The following is a 23,087-nucleotide window of genomic DNA, read 5'->3' as shown; positions in this document are numbered from 1 at the left end:
AGGAAAGAGAATTTTGAAAGGTCAGGCCCAGGTTGGGGCGAATGGACCAATGGTGACGAGGTGTTCGGTGGCGTGACCGGACGAGAGATGTTGGCCTTCGATGAGCCACGGGACGTCAACGATCTCGGCGTCGAGGTGTCTGGCGAGGCTGGCGAACAAGGCCCAGGACGCGTGGTTGTCCGGCGTGATGGTCGTCGTCAGCCTTCGCACGGTCTGGCACGCGTCGCGGGCCAGCAATTCGATCAGCATTCGCCGCCCAAGCCCGCGCCCGCGTGCGGAAGCGGCCACGGCCACCTGCCAAATGAAGAGCGTGTCGGCCTGGTCAGGCGGGAGGTGGCCTGACACCCATCCCGCAAGCTCGCCGTCGATCGTCGCGACAACGCAGGTCTCGGCGAAGTGCGTGCATTGAAGGAGGTTGCAGTAGGCCGAATTGACGTCAAGCGGCGGGCTGGCGGCGATGAGCGCGTTCACTTGGAGCCCGTCGCGGACTGTGGGTGTTCGCAGGTTCAGGCGTCCTTCAGCGGGGATGGCGAGCCCCCCGCTCTCCGGCGCCCGCTGGCGTTCAGCGGTCTCCATGCGCCGCTTTTCGTTCGGTCATCGAAGCATGTCAACGCGTGGACTGGAGGTTTCACCCTCGAATTGACTCCAAACAGACCATATTTGCCAGAGGGTCTCTAGAGATGGCGAGCTTTCGGGATTAATATAATTCGGTATTCAAAATAAATTGAGCGTGGTCATAAGGGCGACTTGCGAGCGCCTTCTTCCTGAGGAACAAGGCGCAATTCCCTCATCATCGGGCGGTCGTTCACGCCATGGATTCTCGGGTCACCAGCGCTCTTATTGCGATCCGCCGGATCGTGCGCGCCGCCGAATTCGCAGCTCGCGACTTGTCGCGCACCGCAGGCCTCACGGCCTCGCAGATGGTTGTTTTGCAGATTATCGCGCAGCGGGGCGACGCCGGCGCCGGAGCCGGCGCCATCGCTGACGCAGCCAGGCTTAGCCAGGCCACGGTCACAGCCTTGTTGGACAAGCTGGAAGAGCGGGCTCTGGTCGTGCGTGGGCGCTCGGCGGAAGACCGGCGGCGTGTAGTCGTTGTGTTGACGGACGCTGGCCGACAGACGCTATCGACAACCCCGGACGTCCTGCAAAATCGCTTCGCTGCGGGGTTTGAACGCCTTGAGGACTGGGAGCAGGCGGGCGTGGTGTCGGCCCTGGAGCGGGTCGCCTTGTTGCTCAACGCCGGCGGGATCGACGCCAGTCCCATTCTCGATGTCGGGTCGCTGGATCGAACAGCTGATGATCCGGTAGGGCGACGCTGAGCGCGGGCGGACGAGACGATCGTTCGAGCCTGCAGGAGCGCATCTACAGGGCGCTCGGTGAGCCCCCGCCTCAGTCCATAGGCATTCGCCTTTGTCGCCTCGCGTCGTGGTCTGGCTCGAGGTTTCGCGAGCGCCTTCGAGGACGCTCGGCTGGATTGCGGTAGAAAATTTAGGAACTGTTTACCTAGCGCCCACACCCTGCGGCGATCAAATCCATTGAAATGTCGGGGGAATGGCCGTGGGAGCCAGGCGCTGTCGTGTGCTCATAAGTCGTATCATGGCCTGCCGAACCGGTCTGGTTGCTTTGCTCATGGTCCAGGCCTTGAGCTGGGTGTGCGTCACCGACGCCGTCGCCGACTCCGCCTTTAGCCCGAACAAGTTCGCCGCCATCGTGGTCGATGCTTCGAGCGGCGAAGTCTTTTATTCGCGGCAAGCTGCGGCAGTTCGATACCCAGCATCGCTGACCAAGGTGATGACGCTCTACTTGGCCTTCGACGCCCTCGATCGGGGCGAACTGAAGCTCACAGACAAGGTTGTTATTTCGCCGCGCGCCGCCGCGCGGCCGCCCTCCAAGCTGGGGCTCAGGTCGGGTGAATACCTCAGCGTCGCCGAAGCGCTAGATGTGCTTGTGGTCAAATCCGCCAATGATGTGGCTACTGCGCTTGCCGAGAAAATGGCGGGCAGCGAAGCGGCGTTTGCAAAGCAGATGACGGCCAAGGCGCGTCAGTTGGGGATGCAGAACACGACCTTCAGAAACGCCTCGGGCCTGCCCGACCCGCGGCATGTCAGCACGGCGCTTGATCTGGCGATCCTTGGGCACGCCCTGCTGCGCGATCATCCCAAGCGATATGCAATCTTTAAGCAGCAGGAGACTGTGTTTCGCGGGACGCGGATTCGCGGGCACAACGCCCTGCTCAGAACGCCGGGCGTTGATGGCATGAAGACCGGTTTTATCCGGGCGTCCGGCTTCAACCTGCTGACGTCCGGCGTCACCGATGGCCATCGCTTCATCGCGGTGGTGCTCGGAGCAAACACAGCATCAGCGCGTGATCGGTTCATGCGGCAGTTGCTTCGCGCAAGTTTCACATCCTTGGCCGTGCGTTTTGCCGGGGACACCTTGCCGGTCGCCACGCTTCTTGGCGCCAGAGATCCGCTTCCCCCGTCCAAGGAGGCGGTCAGCATCGCCAGAGCTTGGCCGGCGTCGACGGAACTCAGCGGCGCCTGCGGAGCCGATTGTTGGTCGATCCAGGTGGGGGCCTTTCGGTATCGCGACCAGGGCCGCCGGCTCCTTGCCGATCTTGCGGCGCGGTTTCCGCAGCGCTTCGCCCGCGCCTCGCAGCAAATCGTGCCCTCGGGGAATCTGCACCAAGCCAGGTTCGCCGGCTTCAGTGAGGTCGCCGCGCAACAAGCTTGTGAATTTGTGCGATCTCGGGCCGAGGCGTGCTTAGTCGTGCGCGTGACACACTAGCTGGCCGCGAGCGCCTCTGCCCTGCGGGAGGCTTGCCTCTTCGGGCGCCGAGTCACGTTTCGACCAGGTCGGTCCGCACCTTGGCCCGTCCCACGATAAGGCCGTCGTGCCACCTCAACAGATCAAAACCGGCGCGCGCTGCGCCCAAATGCTTTGGGGGTCAATCTGCTTGAGGCTGGCCGACTTGTCGGCCAGGGCCACTTCTCGTGAGATGATCAACAGGTCGAAGCCGCCGTTGCGCCGGTAGGCTCGCACCGCAGCAGCGGGGGTGGCGGCGCTCATCGCGAAGACGCCGGCCGAGTGCGGCCTCAGCTTCTCTCGCGCCCAAGTCAGTTTGCCGGCGGCCTCGGGACGTCCATCGTCCATGAGAACGAGATCCATCTCAAGTCCGCGCAGTGCAGGGTGAGCAGACACGAAATTGACCGCGCGCTTATGGAGCGGGTCGGCGTCGAGGATGATGAGCGCGCGCGAGATCGGCAAAAAGACCTGCGAAACGAGACAGATGGGACGGGTGGTTCCGCGGACGACGGGTTCCACATTCGAGCCCAACGCGCTGCGATCATCGGCCTCCCGCCCCCGTTTGCCCATGAGGATCAGCTCGGCGCTGGCCGACAGGTCGATGAGCGTCCGCGCGAATCGGCCCGCGGGCTCAAGGGCTGTGATCGCCTCGGCGCCTTCATGCTCCAGGCGTTCGCGAGCCCTGATAACTGGAGAGGCTTCGGACGTCTTTTCGGGGCCGGGCTTTCCGGGCTCTTCCACGTTGACCAGGACGATCGGCGACTGCGTCCGGCCAGAAAACCAGGCCGCGTAATCGCAGACCGCGCTCGCGTATCGTGACCTGTCGACACAGGCGAGCAGGGCGCCGGTCGGGGCAGTTGTTTGGCGGCTGGTCGCCGTCAAATGTCCTACTCCCGCCATTCGGCCAGGATCTTGCCATCTGCTCCATCCTCGAAGGCGATCCGGTCGAACTCAACGGCATAGAGGCAGATGGGCCGATGCGCGGTCGATTCGCTCCAACACCGTAGAGCGGTTGATCGATCAAAGCCCACCAGGCGACCTTGCAGCACGAGGTTGAAGCTGCGGGAGAGAGATGCGACATCGCCATCGGCAATTTTCTGGACGAACTCATAGGGGCGCTCGCCACGCTGGAGCGCGCGGGTCCCGCCGGTCATGAACAACCGGGCCAAGCCCAGGGTCGGCGCCGTCGGCGCGGTCGGCGTCGCCGGAATGGCGTCGTCGCGTCGCGGCGGGCAGGCTTCCGAGGCGCTCCAAGGGCGAGGAATCCAGAAACCCTCCACAGACTCGATCTGGTCCACGTCCGCTAGGCCCTGCACCAGCGGCAGCGTCTTCCAAGCCGCTGGTCGGGCCACAAGTCTCAGCGTCTTCTTGGTCGCATCGTATTCCGCGAACGCTTGGGCCCCACCAGGCGACACCTGCGCTCCATTGCAGCCGAACGGAATCTTAAGGCTAAAACGTCGGCCGATCAGCGCGTCCTTCACTTGTGTCTTGTCGCTTGATCGGTCGGCATAGGCGCCAGCCGCCTCATTGGCCGCGGCGATCAACTCCGTCCGGGAGAGTGGAGGGGGCGGTAGCGGGGCCAACGCTGCTGGCGGGGCCTGAACGGGCGGCGGCGCCGGCGGCGGAGCGGGGGGCGCCTCGCGATCACGGGAAAACACCGCGAACGCGATGATCGCGCCCACGGCGGCGGCGATGACGATCGGCCCGATGAGGGCGAGTTTGCGGTCCCGTGACCTCAGTCTATTGTCTGGCATCGTCATAGCCTAGCAGATCGGCGCCGAGTGCTTACAATCCCCAACGGGTCAAAAACGGCGAGTTATCTAGGCGGGCGTCAAGCCCAAGCGCCCCAGGTGCGGCGGATCTGCGGATGACTCACCCGCAAATTGTCGCCTTACTGGTCCTCGTGGCTGTGGTCGCGGCGTTGATCTGGGGCAAGGTGCGTTCGGACATCGTCGCCTTGTCAGGCGCAGCCGTCCTGCTTGCGACGCAAACGATCAGGCCGGTAGAGGTGCAGGGCGCGTTTGCGAGTCCGGCCATTATCGCCTTGGCCTCGCTCTTTGTGATCGCCTACGCCATGGAGTTGTCGGGGCTGCTGGGCCTGCTTATCCGCGGCGCCGTCCGACTCTGCGCCCGGTTGGGCGCGCTCGGGGTTTGGATCGTTATTGGAATTTCCGGAGCCGCCTCGGCCTTCCTCAACAACACTCCGATCGTCGTTCTGGCTGCGCCGGTGGTTCGAGATGTCGCCGATTCCATGGGGCTCTCGCCCAAGCGGTTCCTTATCCCTCTGTCCTATGTGACCATTTTGGGCGGCGCCTGCACCCTGATCGGCACGTCCACCAACCTGCTCGTCAACGACATGGCGCGAAACGCCGGTCAGCCGGGTTTTGGAATGTTCGAGGCCACGCCGGTCGCGCTGATCGTGGCGGTCGTGGGCGGGCTCTACCTATTGCTGTTCGGTGGTCGGCTACTCACGCAGGAGGATGATCACGTCGTTGGAGAGGCTCCGCTCAAGGCCAAGTCGGCCACGGGCGACGACCCTGATATTTTTCCGCTCGACCGCCCTTTCAAGCCCCTGCAAGCCTTCGCGTCGTTGGGGGTGTTTGTGCTTGTCGTTCTCGTTGCGGCCTTGGGGATCACTCCAATCGCAGCATCCGCCTTCTCCGGAGCGGTGGCCCTGGTCCTGATGCGAGTGATCAGCGCTGAGGATGCCTACAAGGGATTGCGGCCCGAAATCCTGTTGCTCATCGCCGGGATGGTCGTGATCGGCCTGTCGCTCGAAGTGACTGGATTGGCGGCGTTGGCGACCAACACGCTGGTGGGCTGGGTGAATTCACTTGGGCCGCTGCTCGCCCTGGCCCTGCTCTACGGCGTCACTCTTTTTCTCACTGAAATGCTCTCCAACGCCGCCGTGGCCGTGCTGTTGACGCCGGTGGCGGTGGCGCTCGCCGAAAGTTTGGGGGTCAATCCTCGCCCGTTCCTGGTCGCTATAATGATGGCCGCTAGCGCTGCTTTCGCTACGCCGTTCGGCTACCAGACCAATGTGTTGGTCTTCCAGTTGGGCCGATACTCCTACATGGACTTCGTGCGCATCGGCGTGCCGTTGAATCTGTTGACTTGGTTGGTCGGCGTAGCCGTCATTCCCCTCTTCTTTCCCTTTTAGGGCGGGGCTTGCGCCAAATCCTCACGTAATTGTCAGGCTTCGGCGGTGGCGCTAGCTTGCTGCTCGCGATAAGATGCGAGGTATCAAGAATATAGAAGTAATGCAGAAGGAGGGCTGTCTTGGAGACTGTTCTCGTTATTTGTGATGATCAGAATTATTCTTCTGAAATTCTGAGCAGGCTCTCGTTTGAGGGTATGAATTCTCTGGGTCCCGTTTCGACGGCTGGCATGGCGCTAGCGCTCGCAGCTCAGACAAAGCCGACGGTGGCGATTGTCGCCGGGACCCCCACGGGGCGACGAGGCGGCGCCGAACTGGCCAGCAAACTGTTGAGCGATTGGGGCGTCCACTCCTGGCTGATTGACGCCCAAGGGGGCGAAGCGTCGGAGCCTGCGATGGCTGATTGGTCGCCGCCGCCAGAGCAGTTGGACCGTCTACGCCGCGCGTTCGCCTAAGGCCAGCGCTGCCGCGAAGGCCAGCGGCTCGCGCCTATCCGAACGCTTCACGGCTTCCGACAGCTTTGGAAGCCCTGCCTGAAAGACATCGCCATCTCGGACTATCCGCTTGACCTTCGGGTGCTGCAGCCATGGCTGCAGGCCCTAATTGGCCTTGGGCTTTTGGCCCTAGTCGCCTTCCTGGCGAACCTCATCGTCAAACTTGTCATCCTGCGTCTCTTCCGGCGAATTGTGAGCGCCTGGGGGCACGTCAATGGCGAATTGCTAACCCCAATCACCGACAGGCTGGCCAATATCATCCCGGCGATCGTGGTCGCCCGCGGAATAGGCGCCGTCCCCTATCTGCCTGAGGCCCTCGTCACGGTGTCGCGCAATGTGGCGAGCGCCTTTATCGTCATGACGCTCGCCTTGGCGATCGGCGCCGCCCTCAATCTGCTCAATGTACGTTACCAGCAGCGTCCTGACGCCGCTCTGCGACCGATTAAGGGCTACGTGCAGGTGGTCAAGATTCTGATCTATGCGGGTGCGACAATCCTGGTCGCGGCCGCTCTGATGGAGCAATCACCGCTGCTTTTGCTGTCGGGGCTGGGCGCGATGGCGGCGGTGCTGATGCTGGTCTTCAAAGACACTATCCTGTCTCTGGTGGCGTCGGTGCAATTGACGTCGAACGACATGTTGCGCGTCGGAGACTGGATCGAGATGCCCCAGCTCAACGCCGACGGCGATGTGATCGACATCGCTCTGCATACGGTCAAGGTGCAGAACTGGGACAAGACAATCACCACCATCCCGACCCACCGGCTGATCACCGAGTCCTACAAGAACTGGCGAGGGATGTTCGACACCGGCGGTCGGCGGATCAAACGCGCCCTGCGGATCGACCAGACCAGCGTCCGGTTTCTCTCTCCCGAGGAGCGCGCGACGCTTAAGAGGTTCACGCTGATTGATGAGTATCTTGATCGCAAACAGGTCGAGCTCGAACGCAGCAACGCCGCGTTGGTCGAGGCAGGGTGCGACCAAGTCAACACCCGTCGGGTGACCAACATCGGCACCTTCCGGGCCTATGTCCTGGCCTATCTGAAATCCCATACCGCGATCGCCCAGCACATGACCCTGCTGGTTCGCCAGTTGGAACCTGGTCCGCAAGGTCTGCCTCTGGAAATCTACGCGTTCACCAACACGACGGCCTGGGCGGACTACGAGGCGATACAGGCCGACATCTTCGATCACCTGATCGCAATTCTTCCAGAGTTTGGTCTGCAGCTTTTCCAAGATCCCGGCGGCCAGGACATTGCCCGATTGATATCAGAAGAGCGCTTGCGGCAGGCGGCATGACGCTGGCCTATAGGCTGTGCCACGCAAATTCGTCCAATACGCTGCTGATGGAGGGCTCCGCCCATTGGACGAACTGCGGCTGACATGAACTGCAACGGACAAAAGCCTGTGCTGTCAGCGCCCAAGGGCAATGATCGACGTCCAACTGCAACACGGCTGAACTAGGCTGCTCTTCCGATAACCTTCATTAGGCGATGCTATGATCTGCGTCAAAGCAAGGCGCTGGCTCTGTCACGGCCATAATTATTGACCAGTGGTTGCTGTCTGGGAATCCGTCAAAATTGTGGCCGCGGTGCGCCTTGCACGACGTTCTCCGCGAGCGTCGCAACGCCGCGGAAATTGTGCTGCCCGCCCTCCCCTAGGTCGTTCCGCGATCTTCCCGGCGCCCTCGTCACAGCGCTTGGTCTCATCGGCCATTCCCACCCTCTTCGACGCCAGCGCCGCGCATCAGATCGCCAATGGTGACGCCCCCCAGCCGGCAGGTCGCAACGACGCGGTCATAGGAACGTCGGCCGGCGGTACAGACGACGTGGCGGTCCTTCACGATGCGTTCGAGCGTGGCCTTCCCATCCCGGCCGCCAGGCGCGTTGATCTCAGGGCCGTAGAAATCAGCAACGCGGACCTCGACAAGGTTCTCGGGCGCCCGGCCGCCCACGGCGACGCACAGGCTGTCGGCGTCGCCCACGTAGGTTACCGGGCCGCTAAAGGTCTTTCCCTTCCCCAGATAAGAAGGCATCGGGCCACGGTCTGGGATCGCCTTACATGGGTCAGCCAAGGCTGGCGACGCGAGCAGAACAAAAAAGGTGGCCATTACGCTGGGATTCACTGAGCGGCTCCTTCAGCCGAAATTGTGGATGGCAGACGGCCAGATCCGGCCTTAGCTTCACAGTTATCGAACCGATTACTCGGACCGTTTGGTGGTGCTCGCTTTCAACGGCTGAGCCCGCACTTGCCCGATCAGCGCCAGTTGGAGACATTGGCTCGCTTCCGACAATCGGACCTATGAGCACATCTTCATAGCGAGCCCCACGACCGTTCCTAGGCATCCTGGCAGCAAGCGGACAGGAAACTCCCTCCCCCTGTCGAGCCGGCCCCGCGGCAATGCGTCATCCCAGCCTCAACAAGAGCACCCGGCGGACTCAAGGTCCTATGGCGACGCTCTAAATCCTCTGCCGAAGGCGGATCTGCCGGCCTGCACGCCAAGCCAGCCAAGCGGCCGGCAACATGCCGATCGCCGAGAACACGATCGGGGCCCAGGGGGTGGCGCTGGAGAACAGCAGGCCTGCGACCATCGGACCGGCAACCCTAGCGGCCGATCCGGCGGCGTTGTTGGCGCCGAGGATAGCGCCTTGCCGCCCGGGTGGCGCAGCCTGCGAGATGAGGGCGCTGGTGGCCGGCTGCGTCAGCGTGTGGCCCGCGACGGCGAGCGTCATCGCGACGACACAGAGCCAGATCCAAGGCGAAACCGCCTGCACGAGCAAGAACGTACCTGTCGTCAGTAGACCGCCAACAATGGTGGGTACGGCCCCCAGTCGTCGGACAATCGCACCCGAGAGGAAACTCTGGCTAAGGGCGGCGGCGACGCCCGTCACGCCCATGACAAACCCGATTTCCTTGGGACCCCAGCCGAAGCGCGCCTCCCCCCATAGGCCGAAGATCGCCCACATGGCGGAGAAAGAGGCGAAGCCCGTAAAGGTCATCGCGATCAACCGACGGAGCACGTCGTCAGACCACGCTTCCTTGAGGGAGGCCAGCGGCCCTGGGCGGACCTGGTGTGCGACATCGTTTTGAACGCTCTCGCGAACGAACGCGAGCACCCCTGCCGTAGCGACCACGCACAATGCTGCGGCCACCAGCAGCGGTGGCTGGAAGCCCGCAGCGCCAAGCTCAGGCCGCGCCAGGACGCCGCCTAGCCAGGGACCGACAACGAAGCCAACGCCGAACGCGCCGCCCACCAGTCCCAGCCGGCCCGCCAGCCGTTCCGACGGCGTCACGTCGACGATGTACCCCTGGATGGTCGAGATGTTGCCGCTGAAGAATCCCGCAAAGGCCCTGACAAGGATTGCGACGCCGATGGTGGGTGCGTAGGCCAGCGCCACATAGCCTGCCGCAGACGCCAGGATCGTGATGAGGAGCACAGGCCGCCGCCCAATCCGGTCCGAAAGCCGTCCCCAGGTGAGCTCTCCTAGGAACTGTCCAGCGGAGAAGCTCGCAAACATCAGCGTCACCTGCCAGGGCGAGGCGTCGAAGACACTGGCGTAGAAGGGCAGCAGCGGGATCACCACGCCGAAGCCGATCAAGCTCACAAAGACAATGAGCAGCAGTACCGGCACAGCAAGGCGCGTGTCCGGCGGGCGTTGAGCGCGACTAGGAGCCATAGGAGCCCTTAGCGCCAGAGGGCGCCTATAGCGACCCGGCATTTCCTCGGTGTCATGCCACGGGCGGACCCTTCCGCAAGCCTTGCAGACGAACTCAGGTCCCAGTCGGGAGCACGGCTGTCGCGTCGCCGCTTGACCTAAGGCGGCATTTGGCTCGCGGCGCGCAGACAACAGCTGGCTCCTGCGATGGAGCGCCGTGGGGCCGGGTCATTGTGACTGTTACGGGCATGTCGCTCGCCGCGCGGCAGGAAGCAGTCTCGTTTGAAGGCCTGATTGCGAGCACGTCGCGTTGGGCCGAACGCGACCCGTTGCAGACATTCAAAGCTATGTCCTAAGCTGAGCTATGGATAGCAAGCGCCGCTGGCTATGGGTTTTCCTCGCGGCCCTGCCCGTAGCGCTGTGCGTCACACAGTGCACTTCCGTCGTCGGCTGTTGGGGCGACCGCGCCTACGCTGAGGGCCAACACTTCGGCTTCACGATTGGCATGAACCGCCAAGCGGCGGCTGACATCATTGCAGCAACCTACGATGTCGCCGATGTCAGCGTTTGGAGTGGCGACAACAACCTTGTGTCTATCGAGACGCTCAGCCAGCTGAAGGCGCTACTCTCGCCCCGTTAACAGTGGCGCTTCGGCGGTAGGCATCGTTTATACTGTGCGTGGGATCGGAACGTCGTGCTGGTCTTCCATGGCGAGCGCCTACTGACCATCAAAGATGAGCATTCCATCACCCTGCCTTAAGGGCTAATTGCCGCTCGATTTTCAACAGAAGCGGGGTGTAGTGAAGCTAGATCGGCAGAGTTCCAGTTTCCACCAGCGCAGCCGATCGGCGCGTCCTCTTACGGGCAAGTCCCCTGCTCCGCCTTCCAACGACAGCTCGGCGCCAAAAGCGGACTCTGGCTTACGGCCGGCAAGCGGACATTCGCACTAAGTCGAGGCCGGGCTCGCCCGGCCTCAGAGAGGATTCAATAGGATCCGGTTTTTGGCGCGCTGTATGTCTTAGGTGGCTTGTAGCTGTAGTCTGGCGACTTCGTGCCGGCCTTGCCGGAGTACGGGTTCACGTTAGGCTTGGTTGAATAGTTGTCGATGTTTGTGCCGTTCGGATTCGTCGCTCGAGTGGGCGCCACATAGGTCCCGTTAGATTTGACATAACCCTTCACGGAATGACTTTGCTGGGCCGATACAGCGCTCGCTGATGCAAGCAGGCCGGCCAAGGCGAGAGATAAAACCTTCATCGGATTTCTCCTTGAGTTCACAGCGGCGGTCCAATGTTCCGCCACCGCATTGTGGCCCGCAGCAAGGCGCCGTCCTCCGCCAAAGGCTACTTCGGCTTGTGGCAGTGGTAGTCGCCAGTTTGGCTGTTGGTGTGACAGCCATAGGCGTCGGTGCCGCCGGAATGGCTTTTCACCGTCTTGGACACCGGTTGCGGCGCGGAGACTTTCGGTGATGGGGTGGGCTGGGTCTTGGGCGGCGGCTCATGCGCGAACGCACTGGACGCAGACACCGCAATAGCTAAGGCGATCAAAACTCTCATGCTTAGTTCCCCCATCGGCGGATGGCCGACCTCCCCATTAACCGCAGAAAGCCGCAACATAACAACTATTCCGTCGACGGGCCGGTGACAGCTCCAATGGTTGTATTGTCCAGAGCTTGAACCGCGCTCTGGTATCGCCCATGCGTGACGATGCGCTCCTCTATGAGTGTCGCACCGATGCAACATTGTACTTGCCCTCCGCTCTGACAGGATGGCCGGTTCAATGTGGGACGCTGCATGGAGCTTTGGGCCTATGCCGGCCCCCCCTAAGCTCCATCAAGCCTGGCGCCAGCAGTTCACACCCGCATATTACCGATTGCCGCGCCTCTAAGCGGAAGCGGGTGCATTTCAGTCGGCTGGGCACCAGGAGCGGAAGTACACCTCCCTCCGGATATCGGACCTTATTCGTCACTTCGCCACGGCTCACTTCCCAACCGCCGTCAGTGCGGAGCGCGTAACTTCGCGCTCGCGAGCGCGGACTTCATGTGGGCGAATTCTACGACCTGCTCGGCGACTGTCTTGAGCTGCAGCGTGTCCTTGAGGTTGAGGCAGGAGCCGACGCCGTCGAACAACGGCGCGCCCGCGTTGAGCGTAGCGCCGAAAGGCGTGGGCCAGCCTCGAAGGGCGTGAACAATCGCGCGGAGCGTCATCAGACTGGTCCCCCCAGCCTGCGAGCCGCCAGCGGTCACGATCATGCCGACAGGCTTGTTCGACAGATAAAGACCCTGGTCGTCTCGGCCGAGTTCCAAAGTATCGAGGGCGTTCTTGATCACCCCCGATATCGAGCCGTGATAGCCAGGCGTCGCGATGATGACCCCGTCTGCCTGGGCGATCGCTTCAACGAGCTCGCGCTGTTCCGGGGTCGGTCCGCCTGGCCGCGGGTCGAAAATGGGGAGCTTCGCCAAGAAGTCGCCGCCTAGCAGCTGGACCTCTGCGCCCGCGGCCTCAGCTGCTTGCAACGCGACAGACAGGGCTCGCTCGGTCGTTGATCCGGCACGCGTGGTTCCGCCAATGCCCAGGACCTTTGGATGACCCCAAGGTGGAGAACGATCAACGGGCGGCTGGTCCTCGACGAGGTGACGAGTGGTCATATTCTGGTCCCTGCCATTTTGGTCAATCAAGCTGAAGAACGTCGAAGGATCGGACGTCATCGCCGGCCGTCGGCGAGGCGCAGAGCGTCAGGATGTTGGCGCAGCCGCGCCATCGCCAGGCAGCCCAGCGCCGGGCCGAGCGCAAGCATCGTGAAGGCGCCAGGCCATCCGAACACGGAGGAAACCGGGGCCACCAACTGGATGCTCACCAGGGTGAGGAGAAAGCCGCCGCAGGTCTGCAGCGTCAGCATCGTGCCGACGGACTCCGGCTCGCTGAGCTCGGCGATGCTGGCGGAGAATTGGGCGGAGTCAGCGATGATGGTGACACCCCAGATGACGGCGACGACGGTGACGATCCATGGCGGCGCGCCCAGCAGCCAACCCATTATGGCCGCACATGCGCCGCTCGCGGCCATCGAACCGATTGTCACGGTCGTACGCCCCCATCGATCGGCGCAGATCCCGCCAAGCCAGGCGCCCAGGGAGCCCGCGGCGATGGCGCCGAAGGTGACGATCTCGGCGAGCATGCGGGGGTCTGCGACCTCAGAATGTCGAAAGCTCTGCGCCAGGAACACCGCGAGCCATGTCCACATGGCGTAGAGTTCCCACATGTGTCCGAGGTAGCCGAGATTGGCGAGCCGCAGCGCTGGGACCCGCCAGGCCTGGGCCACACGCCCGGCTTGCACCCGCACCGACCGGGGTACATTGGGCCCCACGCCAGCCCACAGGATGACGACGCCGCCAAACGCCGCCAGGCCGGCCGCAGCCAGGTAGATCACCCGCCAGTCGAGGTCGCCGAACGCAGCCAGGATGTGGGGGCTGGCCGATCCCAGAGTCAGGGCGCCGACCAGCAGGCCGACGAGCAGTCCCAGATCCCCGGACGCCCAGGTCGCCGCCAGGCGCATGCCGATCGGGTAGACGCCAGCCAACGCCATGCCTGTCAGGAAGCGAAGGGCAAGGATGCTCGGGCCTGCCGGCGGCAGGGCCGCCAAAGCCGCCGAGGCCGCTGCGGCCACCAGCGCTGAGACCATGAAGATGCGACGGGGATCGAAGCGATCCGGCAGACCCGAGAGCGCGCTGGCCAGGGTGCCCAGCACAAAGCCGGCCTGCACGGCGCTCGTCAGCAGAGCCGCCTCGAAGTCGGAGAGCGGTGTGCTCCGCGCCAGGCTTGAGGCCGCAGCCGCCGAGGCGAACCACACCGCCATGGCTGCGACCTGCGCGATGAGGAGAACGCCGATCGACGGCCACTTGTCCTCGAGGCCGCCGCGCCAAGCTCGCAAATCAGTGGCTGTTCCGTGGCCGCCCGAGCTGGGCGTGTCGGCCTCTTCTTCCCTCAACTGGTATCTCCCCATCCGCGGGCCGCGGCGCCAGCCGCCGGTTAGGCTTCGGCCGCCGCTGTCACTGGCTTGCGCGACGGCGCGTGGCGGCCGGATGGGTCTCCTCCAGGCGAGGCCCGCGCCCAAAGAGCTTCTCGCGGTAGGTTCCCGCAGCGTATTCCTTCTTGAAGGACCCACGCCGCTGGAGCTCGGGGATGAGGTGATCGACCACGTCGCTGAAGGTTTCGGGCATCACGACATAGGCGAGGTTGAAGCCGTCAAGATCGGCTTCCGCAGCCCAGGCCTCGAGTTCGTCGGCGACCTTCTTGGCTCCCCCCACCAGGACCGGGCCGCCGCCGCCAAGCCCCACCGACCGGCCAATGCTGTCTACGTCCACATGCTCGCTGGGGCCGCCACGGGTAAAAGCGGCCGCCGCGCCTTGGATCGCGTTGCTGCTCGCCGCGTTGGCGGCCACGAGCTCTGGCTTGGAGAAGTCGATGCCTGTCCACCCGCCCATCAAGGCCAGGGCGCCGGGCGCGCTCACATACTGCTTGTAGTCTTCGAACTTGGCTTCCGCCTCCTCGTCGGTAGCGGCTGTGATCACCGTCACCAGCCCGAAGACGAGCAGGTCGGACGGCGCGCGACCGGACTCTGCGGCGAGCGCGCGAAGTTTCGCGACGTCGGTCGCCGTCTTGCTTCGCGAGTGGCCGCCAACGAATACGCATTCCGCGTGCTTGGCGGCGAACGCCGTGCCCTTTGATGACGAGCCGGCCTGGTAGAGCACCGGCGTGCGCTGCGGCGAGGGTTCGCAGAGGTGGACACCATCCACCTTGAAGTACTCGCCGTCATGGCTGACCCGATGGACCTTGCCGGGTTCGGTGAAGACGCCGGCCTGATGATCGCGACGAACTGCGTCGTCCTCCCAGCTTCCTTCCCAGAAGCTGTACTGGATATCCATGAACTCCTCGGCGATGTCGTATCGGGTGTCGTGCGCCACCTGTTGGCCACGACCCGCGCCCTTGGCCCCGCTGTCCAGGTAACCGGTCACAATGTTCCACCCGATCCGCCCATCGGTCAGATGGTCGAGCGTGGACATCCGTCGTGCGAACGGCAGGGGCGGTTCATGCGAAAGATTGACCGTGACGGCGAAGGCCAGGTTCTCAGTCACCTGCGCCATCGGCGGGATGATCAGCAGCGGATCATTGGTCGGAACCTGCACCGCCTCTCGCAGGGCGGTGTCCGGGCTGCCGCCGTACACGTCGTACACACCGACCACGTCAGCCAGGAACAGGCCGTCGAACTTTCCCCGTTCGAGCAGGCGGGCAAGCTCGACCCAGTGATTCAGGCGCCAGTACTCCGCCGAGCGATCGCGAGGGTGACGCCAAAGACCTTGGGATTGATGTCCCACGCAGTTCATCGCGAAGGCGTTGAGTCGAAGTTCGCGAGCCATGTTTCCTCCTGGGCTTTCGCGAACGTTATGCTCGTTGACCAATATTGGTCAAGCGACCAAAATAAGCGTTATGAGCCGCCTGAGTTTCCAAGAGCACGCGCTCGGCGCATCGGCGAACGCGGGCAAACTTGAGGTCAAACCCGTCGACGAGGTGGAAGCGGGACGTGCTAGCCTGGAGCCGACCCGGCCGGCTAAGGACAAGAAAGACCTATGATTGGCGCATCCCGCCTGCGGACCCGTAAGGGCTCGGGCATGTATCAGACAGGTCGAGATCGAGTGATCCAGATCCTGGACACGGCGCTCGAGATTCTCATCGAAGATGGGTACCAAGCCCTAACGCTTCGCGAGGTTGCACGGCGCTGCAACATCCAGATCGGGGCAGTCAGTTATTACTACAAGAGCCGCAGCGACTTGATGCTGGACGTGATCAACCACGTCCTCGTCCCCTATGCGGACAACATCAATTCCATTCTTCATGAGCCGGGCCTGACCGCAGAACAGAAGCTCGAACGCTTTATCCGGCTGCTCCTGGACGATATCCAGACCAAGAAGACGACACGGCTGTTTCCGCACCTCTGGGTGCTCGCCAACCACGATCCGCTCATCGCGAAGGTGGTGGACAGCATCTACATCCTTGAACGTCGAACGCTCACCCAGCTATTCGCCGAGATAAACCCGCTCCTCTCCGCCCAAGAGCGCGAGACGCTGGCCGTCTTTGTTTCGGCGTCAGTCGCGGGCGGGACCATGTTCGTTGGTTTTGAGAAGCCTTGGGCGACTGAGCTGCCGCTCTACAGCGCTATCGCCTGCCGCGCTCTGGTCGAACTTGTGAAGACGATCACACCGGACCAACTGCGTACCTACGGCTGGTCGCCTGAAGACAGCGCGCCCGTCTGGAAGACGCCCACGCTCCTCAACCCTGAAGAGCTTCAGACGGTACTCGAAGAGGCCGAGACAACAGATGCTCCGTGAAGGGCCCGAGAGGCGGTTGCCAAGGGGTGTGGCGAGAATGACGGCTACCGGCCGGAAGGGGCCGAGTGCCGCGAGCCTGTAGCTCACTGCCTGGAAGCGGACCCGGACGAGGTCTCAAACAAGCCCAAAGCGGTCGCTCTGGAGAGGTGCCGGATGGCGCGTCGCACTCTGGCGTAGGTGCGCAGAATCGGTAGGGCAGGATCACTACGCCTACGCCATTGCCCTCTAAAGTGCGCCTTCGCGGACTCCCTCACGGCGGACCTTCTGAACGGCCGCTAAGGATGGGCAACGCACGGCAGGGCGTTATCAGCCGTTGCGCGCGTCGAGCTCCTTTGCGATCGAATTCTCGCCGAAGGCCCGACACTCTACGAAGATTTTGAACTAGCCGATCCGACCACCCAGGACTGGCGCCCCCAGGTGCGCGATCGAGATATTTGGCTGCGGATGGCAGCACTGCGACGAGCAGGCGTCCTACCTCCTTCGGGCGCCAATGAGCTAGATGAGATAGCTAAACGGCATTCCTTTATCGCTGGCGATTTCGACGAGCAGGACCTTTTCGGCTCATACTCCACTGGCGTGCGATTTGTGTCGGGCGATGCGAACCTCCTGAAAGAAGCAGAGACAGATAGGCGATCATAAGGTTCGCTTGCGCCGAATTCAGCTTGAGGCCACAGCGCGACGCCTAGAGGTCGCCGAACCCCTTACCCTCCACCGCCAGTCGCTCCAGCAGCTCCGCGGGCTTCATGACCGGCCCAAGTTGAGCTTCGAAGCCGCGCAAGGTCTCGACCACTTTCATCAGGCCGACTCGATCAGCATAGAACATGGGGCCCCCTTTATCGGTCGGCCAGCGGAAGCCGTGCACCCAGACCACATCGATGTCTGAGGCCCGGATCGCCTTGCCTTCCTCCAGGATGCGCGCGCCTTCGTTGATCATCGGATAGATCAGTCGCGCGAGGATCTCGTCGTCGCCAATCTTGCGCTGCGCCAAGCCCTTTTTGGCCGCGAAATCGGCGATGATCTTCTCGACCGCCGGGGCCGGATGCGGGTTCCTGTCGACGTCGTAGTCGTAGTAGCCCGCGCCCGTCTTCTGTCCGCGCCGATCCATTTCGCAAAGAACGTCGCGCAGGCTCTCGCCTTTTGACCGTTCGGCGTTCCAGCCAATGTCGAGGCCGGAGAGGTCGCTCATCGCAAACGGCCCCATGCGGAACCCGAACTCGCGGAGCACACGGTCCACGTCCCAGGGCATCGCGCCTTCCAAGATCAGCAGGTTGGCCTGATCCTGGCGTGGGAACAGCATCCGGTTGCCGACGAACCCCGGACCGACACCGACCACCGCGCCGATCTTGCCGATCTTTCGGGCGACCGCCATCGCCGTAGCGACCACTTCCTTGGAAGTCTTCTCGCCACGCACGACCTCGCACAGCGCCATCACATTGGCCGGCGAGAAGAAGTGCATGCCCACCACGGCTTCGGGACGGGCGGTCGCCGAGGCGATTTCGTCGACATCGAGATAGGACGTGTTGGTGGCCAAGATCGCACCGGGCTTGGCGATGCGGTCCAACTCACTGAAGATCTGCTTCTTCAGCCCCATGTCCTCGAACACCGCCTCGATGATCAGATCGCAGTCGCTGAGCGCTTCGAGCGACAAGGCGCCCGTCAGCCGGCCCATGCGGACCCCGACCTCTTTCATGGGGAAGCGGCCGCGCTTGGCGGAGTTTTCGTAGTTCCGCCGCACCACGCCCAGGCCGCGATCGAGGGCCTCGGCCTTGGTCTCGACGATCATGACCGCCATGCCGGCGTTGACGAAGTTCATCGCGATCCCACCGCCCATGGTGCCGGCGCCGATGATCCCGACCTTGGCGACGTCAAGGATCGAGGTGTCGGCGGCGATGTCTGGGATCACCCAGCAATCCTGCTCAGCCTTGGCGAGGTAGGCGTCAGCGGCCAGCGCATTCAGGTCGGTCATGGTGTCAAGCTTTCGAAAAACGATAGGTCACTGAGCAGGCTTGGGGCGCAGGTCCGGACCCCAGGTTTGGACCGGTGGATTGGCGGCGTTGACCAGCACATCTGACTGGCGGCGCATGAGGTCCTGCCAGACGTCGCCATTGAAGACGTAGAAGCGGTTTTCCTTCATGGCCGACAGCGTCGCCTCGGCAATGTCCCGCGCGGGCACGCCCCTGCCCTGGAACGCTTCGGAGCCCGTCACATGCGCCGGGTCATTCCACTCGCGGTCGCTCCAGGGCTGGTCGCCCTCAGGACGATTGCGGTTGGACTTGTGGATCTGGGTGTCGACCATGCCCGGGCAGACCACCGAGACGCCGACTTTGGTGTTCCAGGCAATTAGCTCTGAATAGAGCGACTGACTGATCGAAAGCGCAGCGGCCTTGGACGAACAATAGGGGGAGTGTTCACCCGTGCCGTTGAAAGACGCGAGTGAGGCGGTGTTCACCACATGGGCGGGCTCGCCCTGCTCGATCAACAGCGGAACGAACGCCTTGATCCCGTGCACAATGCCCCAGAAGTTCACGTCATAGACCCAGCGCCAGTCGTCGAGCGACATCTTCCAGATCGGTCCGGTGATGGAGACCCCGGCATTGTTGACCAACACGTGGACCTTGCCGAATGCGGCGTAGCTCGCCTGGGCCAGAGCCTCCACAGAGGCGAACTTCGAGACATCAGTAAGGACGCCGACCGCCTCGAACCCTCGCGCTCGCAGGGCGGCCACCGACCGATCCAGGGCGTCTTGCTGGATATCGGCGATGACCAGCTTCATGCCTTCGGCCCCAAAGACCTCAGCCATGGCCAAGCCAATGCCGCTCGCGCCGCCGGTGATGACGGCGACCTTGCCATTTAGATCTTCCACGACCTAAGCCCTCAAATTCACAGGTGTTTTTTGAACCAATCGAGGGCCATTTGGCGCGCCTCGACCAGATGCTCGTCGTAAACCTTGTAGTGCGTGCACGGGAAGGTGCGCCGCTCGGTGGTCACCCCGTTCGCCTTGACGATCTCGAAGGCCGCCCCGCCCTGCAGCGCAGGCGCGTTGTATTCCTCGAACTCGGCGTCGATGAACAGGATCGGGGCCCGGATCTTCTGGGCGTAGTCCAGCGGCGCATGGCCAAGCTGCCGAGCGATATCAGGCGTGCCGCGCAGGCCGGGCGCACCGTCGACGCCCTGCGGCACCGGGGGATTAAGGACGCCTCGCGCCTTGTCGGACTGCCGCTGAAGGGCAAGGGCGCTATACCACTCCTCGCGGGGGTGACCGTAGCCGCCGATCTGGGCGACCACGGCCTTCACGCGAGGGTCCATGCCCGCGGCGCAGGTTACGTGACCGCCCCCGTAGCTGGAGCCCCAGAGCCCCACACGGGCCGGATCGACCCCTTGCTCGGCGACAAGCCAGGCAAAGCAGTTGCGAACATCCGCCAATTGGTCGACCGGGTCCACGACCTCGCGCAGCACCCGCATGTGCTGTGTCTGCACACCGCCCTCGGTCAACATCGGGGTATCCGTCGCCGCGATCATGCGGCCATCGGAGCCGCCCCAGCCGCGATAGTCGAAGGCCAGCACCACGAACCCCTCGGCGGCGAACGCCCTGCCGTAAAGCTCAATCAGATGCTCTTTCAGCCCGCCCCAACCATGGGCGAGGACGATCGCCGGCAGAGCCGCGGCGCCACCCTTGGGCCGTAGAATTTCAGCGGCCAGCCGTGAGCCTTCACTCCAGATCGTGATCGACTTCTGCTCGATTTCGTGACCCACGCGACCTCCCTGTCGGCTTGCCCGGCATACGATAGACAAGTCGAATTTGATTGCAAACCACGCACTCAAAAATATTCCGAAACACAAATATATGGCCTGTGCGAAACGGCTTGGGGTTGATAGGAAAAATACCAGTTCATCAATTCAAGCCTTCCGGAGACCTGGTTTTGCGCCAAGCTGTTATCGTGTCCACCGCCCGCACTCCTATTGGCCGGGCCTTCCGCGGCGCCTTCAACGACACCCAGGCGCAAGCCTTGGGCGGGCACGCGATCGCCGAGGCCGTCAAGCGGGCCGGAATTGATCCCGGTGAGATCGACGACGTGGTGATGGGATGCGCGCTGCCGCAAGGCACGACCGGCTTCAACACCGCCCGCCAGGCGGCCCTGCGGGCCGGCCTGCCCGACACGGTGGCTGGTCAAACCATCGACCGTCAGTGCTCCTCGGGACTGATGGCAATCGCTACCGCCGCCAAGCAGATTATCGTTGATGGGATGACCGTCGCTGTGGGCGGCGGGGTCGAGTCGATCTCACTGGTCCAGGGCCAGCACATGAACAACTACCGCGCTGGCGATCCGGAACTCGTCCGCAGCACGCCAGGGCTCTACATCCCGATGCTGGAGACCGCCGAACTCGTGGCCGAGCGCTACGGCGTGAGCCGCCAGGCCCAGGATGAGTACGCCCTGCAGTCACAGCAGCGCACCGCCGCGGCGCAGGCCGAGGGACGCATGAACGCCGAGATCGCGCCGATCACCACCACGATGATCGTCGTCGACAAGGCCACCGGCGAGCAGTCGAAGCGCGAGATCACCATCTCGGCCGACGAGGGCAACCGCCCGTCGACCACCCTGGCCGACCTTCAGAAGCTGGCCCCGGTGTTCAAGGGCGGCCCCTTCGTGAAGGAAGGCAAGTTTGTCACCGCCGGGAACGCCAGCCAGCTTTCAGACGGCGCGGCGGCGGTCGTTCTCATGGAAGCTGGCGAAGCCGAACGGCGCGGCCTTCAAGCGCTGGGCGCCTATCGCGGCATGGCGGTGGCCGGCTGCAAGCCGGAGGAAATGGGTATCGGCCCCGTCTTCGCAGTTCCCAAGCTGCTGAAGCAGGCAGGCCTGAGCATCGACGACATCGGCATCTGGGAGCTGAACGAGGCCTTCGCCAGCCAAGTCCTCTACTGCCGCGACACGCTGGGGATTCCGAATGAGCGCCTGAACGTCTCGGGCGGCGCCATCTCCATTGGCCACCCCTACGGCATGACTGGCGCCCGCTCCACGGGGCACGTGCTGATCGAAGGCAAGCGCCGCGGCGCCAAGTACGGCGTGGTCACCATGTGCGTGGGCGGCGGCATGGGCGCTGCGGGCCTTTTCGAAATCTTCTGAGACGGCCGCGCCGAGACGCCATCGCCTTGAAACTCCCCGAACGGCGCGGGCCGCAGCATCCGGCCCGATCTGCAAGCCGTTCGCACCTGAAAGGGCCGCGCCGAGGCGCGGCCCTCTTTTTATAAGGGAGCCAGCAGGCCTTCAAAGAATGGCCGCACGTAAAGATCAGCAGCCTGACCGTACGTCATGCCCGGCGTCCAGAAATGCAGCTCGGCGGCGGCGTTGATCATGGCCGTCAGCATCTGGGCGGCGATGTTGACATCTACCGGACGGATCGACCCGTCGGCGACGCCGTCACATATCAGCGCTGCGAAGCGATCGGAAACGCTGTTGAATTTGGCCACGATCTGCGGCTGGATCGATTCCGGAGCCGTGGTCAGCGCCGAAGTCCGCAGCAACGGCGAATTACCGGAGGTTTGGCACTCAACGAGCGCCACAGCGGCGGTGGCGAGCGCCTGTAGGCCGTTCGCCGAGGCGCTCTCGGCCTGGCGAATGGCCCGACGCATGATCTGGAAGGTGCGCTCAAAGCACGCGACCACCAGCTCATCCTTGGTTTCGTGGTGATAGTAGAAGGCGCCCTTGGTGAGGTTCAACCGGGCGGAAATCTTGTCGATGGACGCGCCGAGATAGCCCTCCTCGTTGATGAGGTGGGTTGCGGCGCGCAGGAACATTTCACCAGCATCGCCCTCCCCTTCCGGATTGAGCGAGGTGAGCGGCAACGGATTCCACAGCGCGCCTGGCGCGCGCAATCCGTCGACCAGGATCGATGTTGATCGCTCCCAGGCCCGCCCATAGTCCTGGGGGTCCAAGCCCTGCAGCCAAACGACATTCCAGAAGGCTTGTGAAAGCAGCAGATGGCTGCGGGCGTTTTTCGCCAAACGGCTGAGCCCGGCTGTCTCGGGCGCGTCGAAAAGCTGCCGTCCATGCCTGAACATGTCGACATAGGCGACGTTGACCGTCTCGCGATTGAGCGCCCGGACATCGTTGAACACCGCGATATCGTCGGCCTGGCCGGTCACGACCTGATAGCGGAAATCGAAATAGGCCTTGCTGAACGCCGCTATGCGCTCGCGTGCGCTAGCGTGCTCTTCGCCAGCCCGCGCAAATTCGCGGTAGCGGGCGATACCAAGCTGGAAGCAAGCCTCCGCCAGCTCCTCTTTGTTCTTGAAATAGTAGATGACCCCGGTCGGCACGATGCCGAGCTGGGTGGCGACGTCGGCCAGGGTCATCCCGCGCACGCCTTTGCGGTTCATGGCCTGGACCGCGGAAGACACGATGTCCTTCTTGCGGCGCTCGAAACGGGCGCTGGGTGGTCGGGTCATGCGGGATTGAAATCTCGGGGTGGCGGCAGCGCTCCCACCGTCATAGAGGCTGCCACCCGCCCGCTCAACCGACGCTTACGGCAGGCGCATAAGCATCGCGCAGTTCCCGTTTCAACACCTTGCCGATGTGGCTGCGCGGCAGTTGATCGACCAG

General features: G+C 63.4%; 21 protein-coding genes. 7 read left to right on the top strand and 14 right to left on the bottom strand.

What is annotated here, in order from left to right:
* Positions 1–21: 21 nt before the first annotated feature.
* Complete coding sequence (gene ectA / locus Q8M13_RS17950) at positions 22–576, bottom strand: diaminobutyrate acetyltransferase (protein ID WP_305301498.1); 555 nt, start codon at positions 574–576, stop codon at positions 22–24.
* 236 nt (positions 577–812) lie between these two features.
* Between ectA and Q8M13_RS17945 the strand changes: the two genes are divergently transcribed.
* Both Q8M13_RS17945 and Q8M13_RS17940 read left to right on the top strand, forming a co-directional pair.
* Positions 813–1,319: a MarR family winged helix-turn-helix transcriptional regulator gene (locus Q8M13_RS17945; RefSeq protein WP_305301496.1), complete on the top strand. Its 507-nt coding sequence runs from the start codon at positions 813–815 to the stop codon at positions 1,317–1,319.
* A gap of 277 nt (positions 1,320–1,596) precedes the next feature.
* Positions 1,597–2,787: a D-alanyl-D-alanine carboxypeptidase gene (locus Q8M13_RS17940; RefSeq protein WP_305301495.1), complete on the top strand. Its 1,191-nt coding sequence runs from the start codon at positions 1,597–1,599 to the stop codon at positions 2,785–2,787.
* Between the two features lie 114 nt (positions 2,788–2,901).
* Here the strand turns inward: Q8M13_RS17940 and Q8M13_RS17935 are convergent, their stop codons facing one another.
* Entirely contained in the window at positions 2,902–3,687 is a 786-nt protein-coding gene (locus Q8M13_RS17935; RefSeq protein WP_305301494.1) for a universal stress protein, read from the bottom strand.
* 5 nt (positions 3,688–3,692) lie between these two features.
* Positions 3,693–4,559 (bottom strand): hypothetical protein, encoded by an 867-nt coding sequence (locus tag Q8M13_RS17930; RefSeq protein WP_305301493.1) that lies wholly within the window; start codon positions 4,557–4,559, stop codon positions 3,693–3,695.
* Positions 4,560–4,672: 113 nt separating this feature from the next.
* Between Q8M13_RS17930 and Q8M13_RS17925 the strand changes: the two genes are divergently transcribed.
* Both Q8M13_RS17925 and Q8M13_RS17920 read left to right on the top strand, forming a co-directional pair.
* Positions 4,673–5,965: an SLC13 family permease gene (locus Q8M13_RS17925; RefSeq protein ID WP_305301491.1), complete on the top strand. Its 1,293-nt coding sequence runs from the start codon at positions 4,673–4,675 to the stop codon at positions 5,963–5,965.
* Positions 5,966–6,537: 572 nt separating this feature from the next.
* Positions 6,538–7,752 carry a mechanosensitive ion channel family protein gene (locus Q8M13_RS17920; protein WP_305301489.1) on the top strand — a complete coding sequence of 405 codons (1,215 nt, stop codon included), beginning with the start codon at positions 6,538–6,540 and terminating at the stop codon, positions 7,750–7,752.
* 406 nt (positions 7,753–8,158) lie between these two features.
* On the opposite strand, the gene Q8M13_RS17915 is transcribed toward Q8M13_RS17920, so the two are convergent.
* Together Q8M13_RS17915 and Q8M13_RS17910 are read right to left on the bottom strand one after the other, a co-directional pair.
* Positions 8,159–8,488 (bottom strand): thermonuclease family protein, encoded by a 330-nt coding sequence (locus tag Q8M13_RS17915; RefSeq protein WP_305301488.1) that lies wholly within the window; start codon positions 8,486–8,488, stop codon positions 8,159–8,161.
* Positions 8,489–8,912: 424 nt separating this feature from the next.
* Positions 8,913–10,172 (bottom strand): MFS transporter, encoded by a 1,260-nt coding sequence (locus Q8M13_RS17910; RefSeq protein WP_370870100.1) that lies wholly within the window; start codon positions 10,170–10,172, stop codon positions 8,913–8,915.
* Positions 10,173–10,473: 301 nt separating this feature from the next.
* On the opposite strand from Q8M13_RS17910, the gene Q8M13_RS17905 reads away from it, so the two are divergent.
* A complete protein-coding gene (locus tag Q8M13_RS17905; protein ID WP_305301486.1) occupies positions 10,474–10,749 on the top strand; it encodes a hypothetical protein in 276 nt (91 codons plus the stop codon).
* A 344-nt stretch (positions 10,750–11,093) separates the two neighbouring features.
* On the opposite strand, the gene Q8M13_RS17900 is transcribed toward Q8M13_RS17905, so the two are convergent.
* The 5 genes from Q8M13_RS17900 to Q8M13_RS17880 all read right to left on the bottom strand — a co-directional run bounded on the left by Q8M13_RS17900 (position 11,094) and on the right by Q8M13_RS17880 (position 15,519).
* Entirely contained in the window at positions 11,094–11,363 is a 270-nt protein-coding gene (locus Q8M13_RS17900; protein WP_305301485.1) for a hypothetical protein, read from the bottom strand.
* A gap of 86 nt (positions 11,364–11,449) precedes the next feature.
* Positions 11,450–11,662: a YHYH domain-containing protein gene (locus tag Q8M13_RS17895; protein WP_305301484.1), complete on the bottom strand. Its 213-nt coding sequence runs from the start codon at positions 11,660–11,662 to the stop codon at positions 11,450–11,452.
* A 440-nt stretch (positions 11,663–12,102) separates the two neighbouring features.
* Positions 12,103–12,753, bottom strand: coding sequence for an NADPH-dependent FMN reductase (locus tag Q8M13_RS17890; RefSeq protein ID WP_305301483.1), 651 nt, complete (start codon positions 12,751–12,753; stop codon positions 12,103–12,105).
* Positions 12,754–12,809: 56 nt separating this feature from the next.
* Complete coding sequence (locus Q8M13_RS17885; protein ID WP_305301482.1) at positions 12,810–14,090, bottom strand: MFS transporter; 1,281 nt, start codon at positions 14,088–14,090, stop codon at positions 12,810–12,812.
* Positions 14,091–14,151: 61 nt separating this feature from the next.
* A complete protein-coding gene (locus Q8M13_RS17880; protein WP_305301480.1) occupies positions 14,152–15,519 on the bottom strand; it encodes an LLM class flavin-dependent oxidoreductase in 1,368 nt (455 codons plus the stop codon).
* A gap of 276 nt (positions 15,520–15,795) precedes the next feature.
* Here Q8M13_RS17880 and Q8M13_RS17875 point away from each other — a divergent pair, with 276 nt between their 5' ends.
* The gene (locus Q8M13_RS17875; RefSeq protein ID WP_305301479.1) at positions 15,796–16,488 is read left to right on the top strand and encodes a TetR/AcrR family transcriptional regulator; all 693 of its coding nucleotides are present in this window, start codon (positions 15,796–15,798) and stop codon (positions 16,486–16,488) included.
* A gap of 682 nt (positions 16,489–17,170) precedes the next feature.
* Here the strand turns inward: Q8M13_RS17875 and Q8M13_RS17870 are convergent.
* The 3 genes from Q8M13_RS17870 to Q8M13_RS17860 are packed head-to-tail and all read right to left on the bottom strand — an operon-like array spanning position 17,171 to position 20,241.
* Positions 17,171–18,454, bottom strand: a complete 1,284-nt coding sequence (locus tag Q8M13_RS17870; RefSeq protein ID WP_370870099.1) for a 3-hydroxyacyl-CoA dehydrogenase NAD-binding domain-containing protein — start codon at positions 18,452–18,454, stop codon at positions 17,171–17,173.
* Positions 18,455–18,481: 27 nt separating this feature from the next.
* Positions 18,482–19,351: an SDR family NAD(P)-dependent oxidoreductase gene (locus Q8M13_RS17865; protein ID WP_305301478.1), complete on the bottom strand. Its 870-nt coding sequence runs from the start codon at positions 19,349–19,351 to the stop codon at positions 18,482–18,484.
* Between the two features lie 17 nt (positions 19,352–19,368).
* Positions 19,369–20,241, bottom strand: coding sequence for an alpha/beta hydrolase (locus tag Q8M13_RS17860; RefSeq protein WP_305301476.1), 873 nt, complete (start codon positions 20,239–20,241; stop codon positions 19,369–19,371).
* Between the two features lie 167 nt (positions 20,242–20,408).
* Between Q8M13_RS17860 and Q8M13_RS17855 the strand changes: the two genes are divergently transcribed.
* Positions 20,409–21,611 carry an acetyl-CoA C-acyltransferase gene (locus Q8M13_RS17855; protein ID WP_305301475.1) on the top strand — a complete coding sequence of 401 codons (1,203 nt, stop codon included), beginning with the start codon at positions 20,409–20,411 and terminating at the stop codon, positions 21,609–21,611.
* A 119-nt stretch (positions 21,612–21,730) separates the two neighbouring features.
* On the opposite strand, the gene Q8M13_RS17850 is transcribed toward Q8M13_RS17855, so the two are convergent.
* Positions 21,731–22,933 carry a TetR/AcrR family transcriptional regulator gene (locus tag Q8M13_RS17850; RefSeq protein WP_305301474.1) on the bottom strand — a complete coding sequence of 401 codons (1,203 nt, stop codon included), beginning with the start codon at positions 22,931–22,933 and terminating at the stop codon, positions 21,731–21,733.
* Between the last annotated feature and the right edge of the window lie 154 nt (positions 22,934–23,087).

The sequence above is a fragment of the Phenylobacterium sp. genome (assembly GCF_030681155.1).
Taxonomy (GTDB): domain Bacteria; phylum Pseudomonadota; class Alphaproteobacteria; order Caulobacterales; family Caulobacteraceae; genus Phenylobacterium.
Note: the sequence above shows the minus strand (reverse complement) of the source record. Positions and strands in the feature narration are given on the sequence as shown.

Coding starts and splice junctions, on each gene's coding strand:
- Q8M13_RS17850 (WP_305301474.1), bottom strand. CDS start 22,933: ATGACCCGACCACCCAGCGCCCGTTTCGAGCGCCGCAAGAAGGACATC.
- Q8M13_RS17895 (WP_305301484.1), bottom strand. CDS start 11,662: ATGAGAGTTTTGATCGCCTTAGCTATTGCGGTGTCTGCGTCCAGTGCG.
- Q8M13_RS17880 (WP_305301480.1), bottom strand. CDS start 15,519: ATGGCTCGCGAACTTCGACTCAACGCCTTCGCGATGAACTGCGTGGGA.
- Q8M13_RS17870 (WP_370870099.1), bottom strand. CDS start 18,454: ATGACCGACCTGAATGCGCTGGCCGCTGACGCCTACCTCGCCAAGGCT.
- Q8M13_RS17900 (WP_305301485.1), bottom strand. CDS start 11,363: ATGAAGGTTTTATCTCTCGCCTTGGCCGGCCTGCTTGCATCAGCGAGC.
- Q8M13_RS17905 (WP_305301486.1), top strand. CDS start 10,474: ATGGATAGCAAGCGCCGCTGGCTATGGGTTTTCCTCGCGGCCCTGCCC.
- Q8M13_RS17910 (WP_370870100.1), bottom strand. CDS start 10,172: ATGCCGGGTCGCTATAGGCGCCCTCTGGCGCTAAGGGCTCCTATGGCT.
- Q8M13_RS17940 (WP_305301495.1), top strand. CDS start 1,597: ATGGCCTGCCGAACCGGTCTGGTTGCTTTGCTCATGGTCCAGGCCTTG.
- Q8M13_RS17890 (WP_305301483.1), bottom strand. CDS start 12,753: ATGACCACTCGTCACCTCGTCGAGGACCAGCCGCCCGTTGATCGTTCT.
- Q8M13_RS17925 (WP_305301491.1), top strand. CDS start 4,673: ATGACTCACCCGCAAATTGTCGCCTTACTGGTCCTCGTGGCTGTGGTC.
- Q8M13_RS17915 (WP_305301488.1), bottom strand. CDS start 8,488: ATGCCTTCTTATCTGGGGAAGGGAAAGACCTTTAGCGGCCCGGTAACC.
- Q8M13_RS17945 (WP_305301496.1), top strand. CDS start 813: ATGGATTCTCGGGTCACCAGCGCTCTTATTGCGATCCGCCGGATCGTG.
- Q8M13_RS17930 (WP_305301493.1), bottom strand. CDS start 4,559: ATGCCAGACAATAGACTGAGGTCACGGGACCGCAAACTCGCCCTCATC.
- ectA (WP_305301498.1), bottom strand. CDS start 576: ATGGAGACCGCTGAACGCCAGCGGGCGCCGGAGAGCGGGGGGCTCGCC.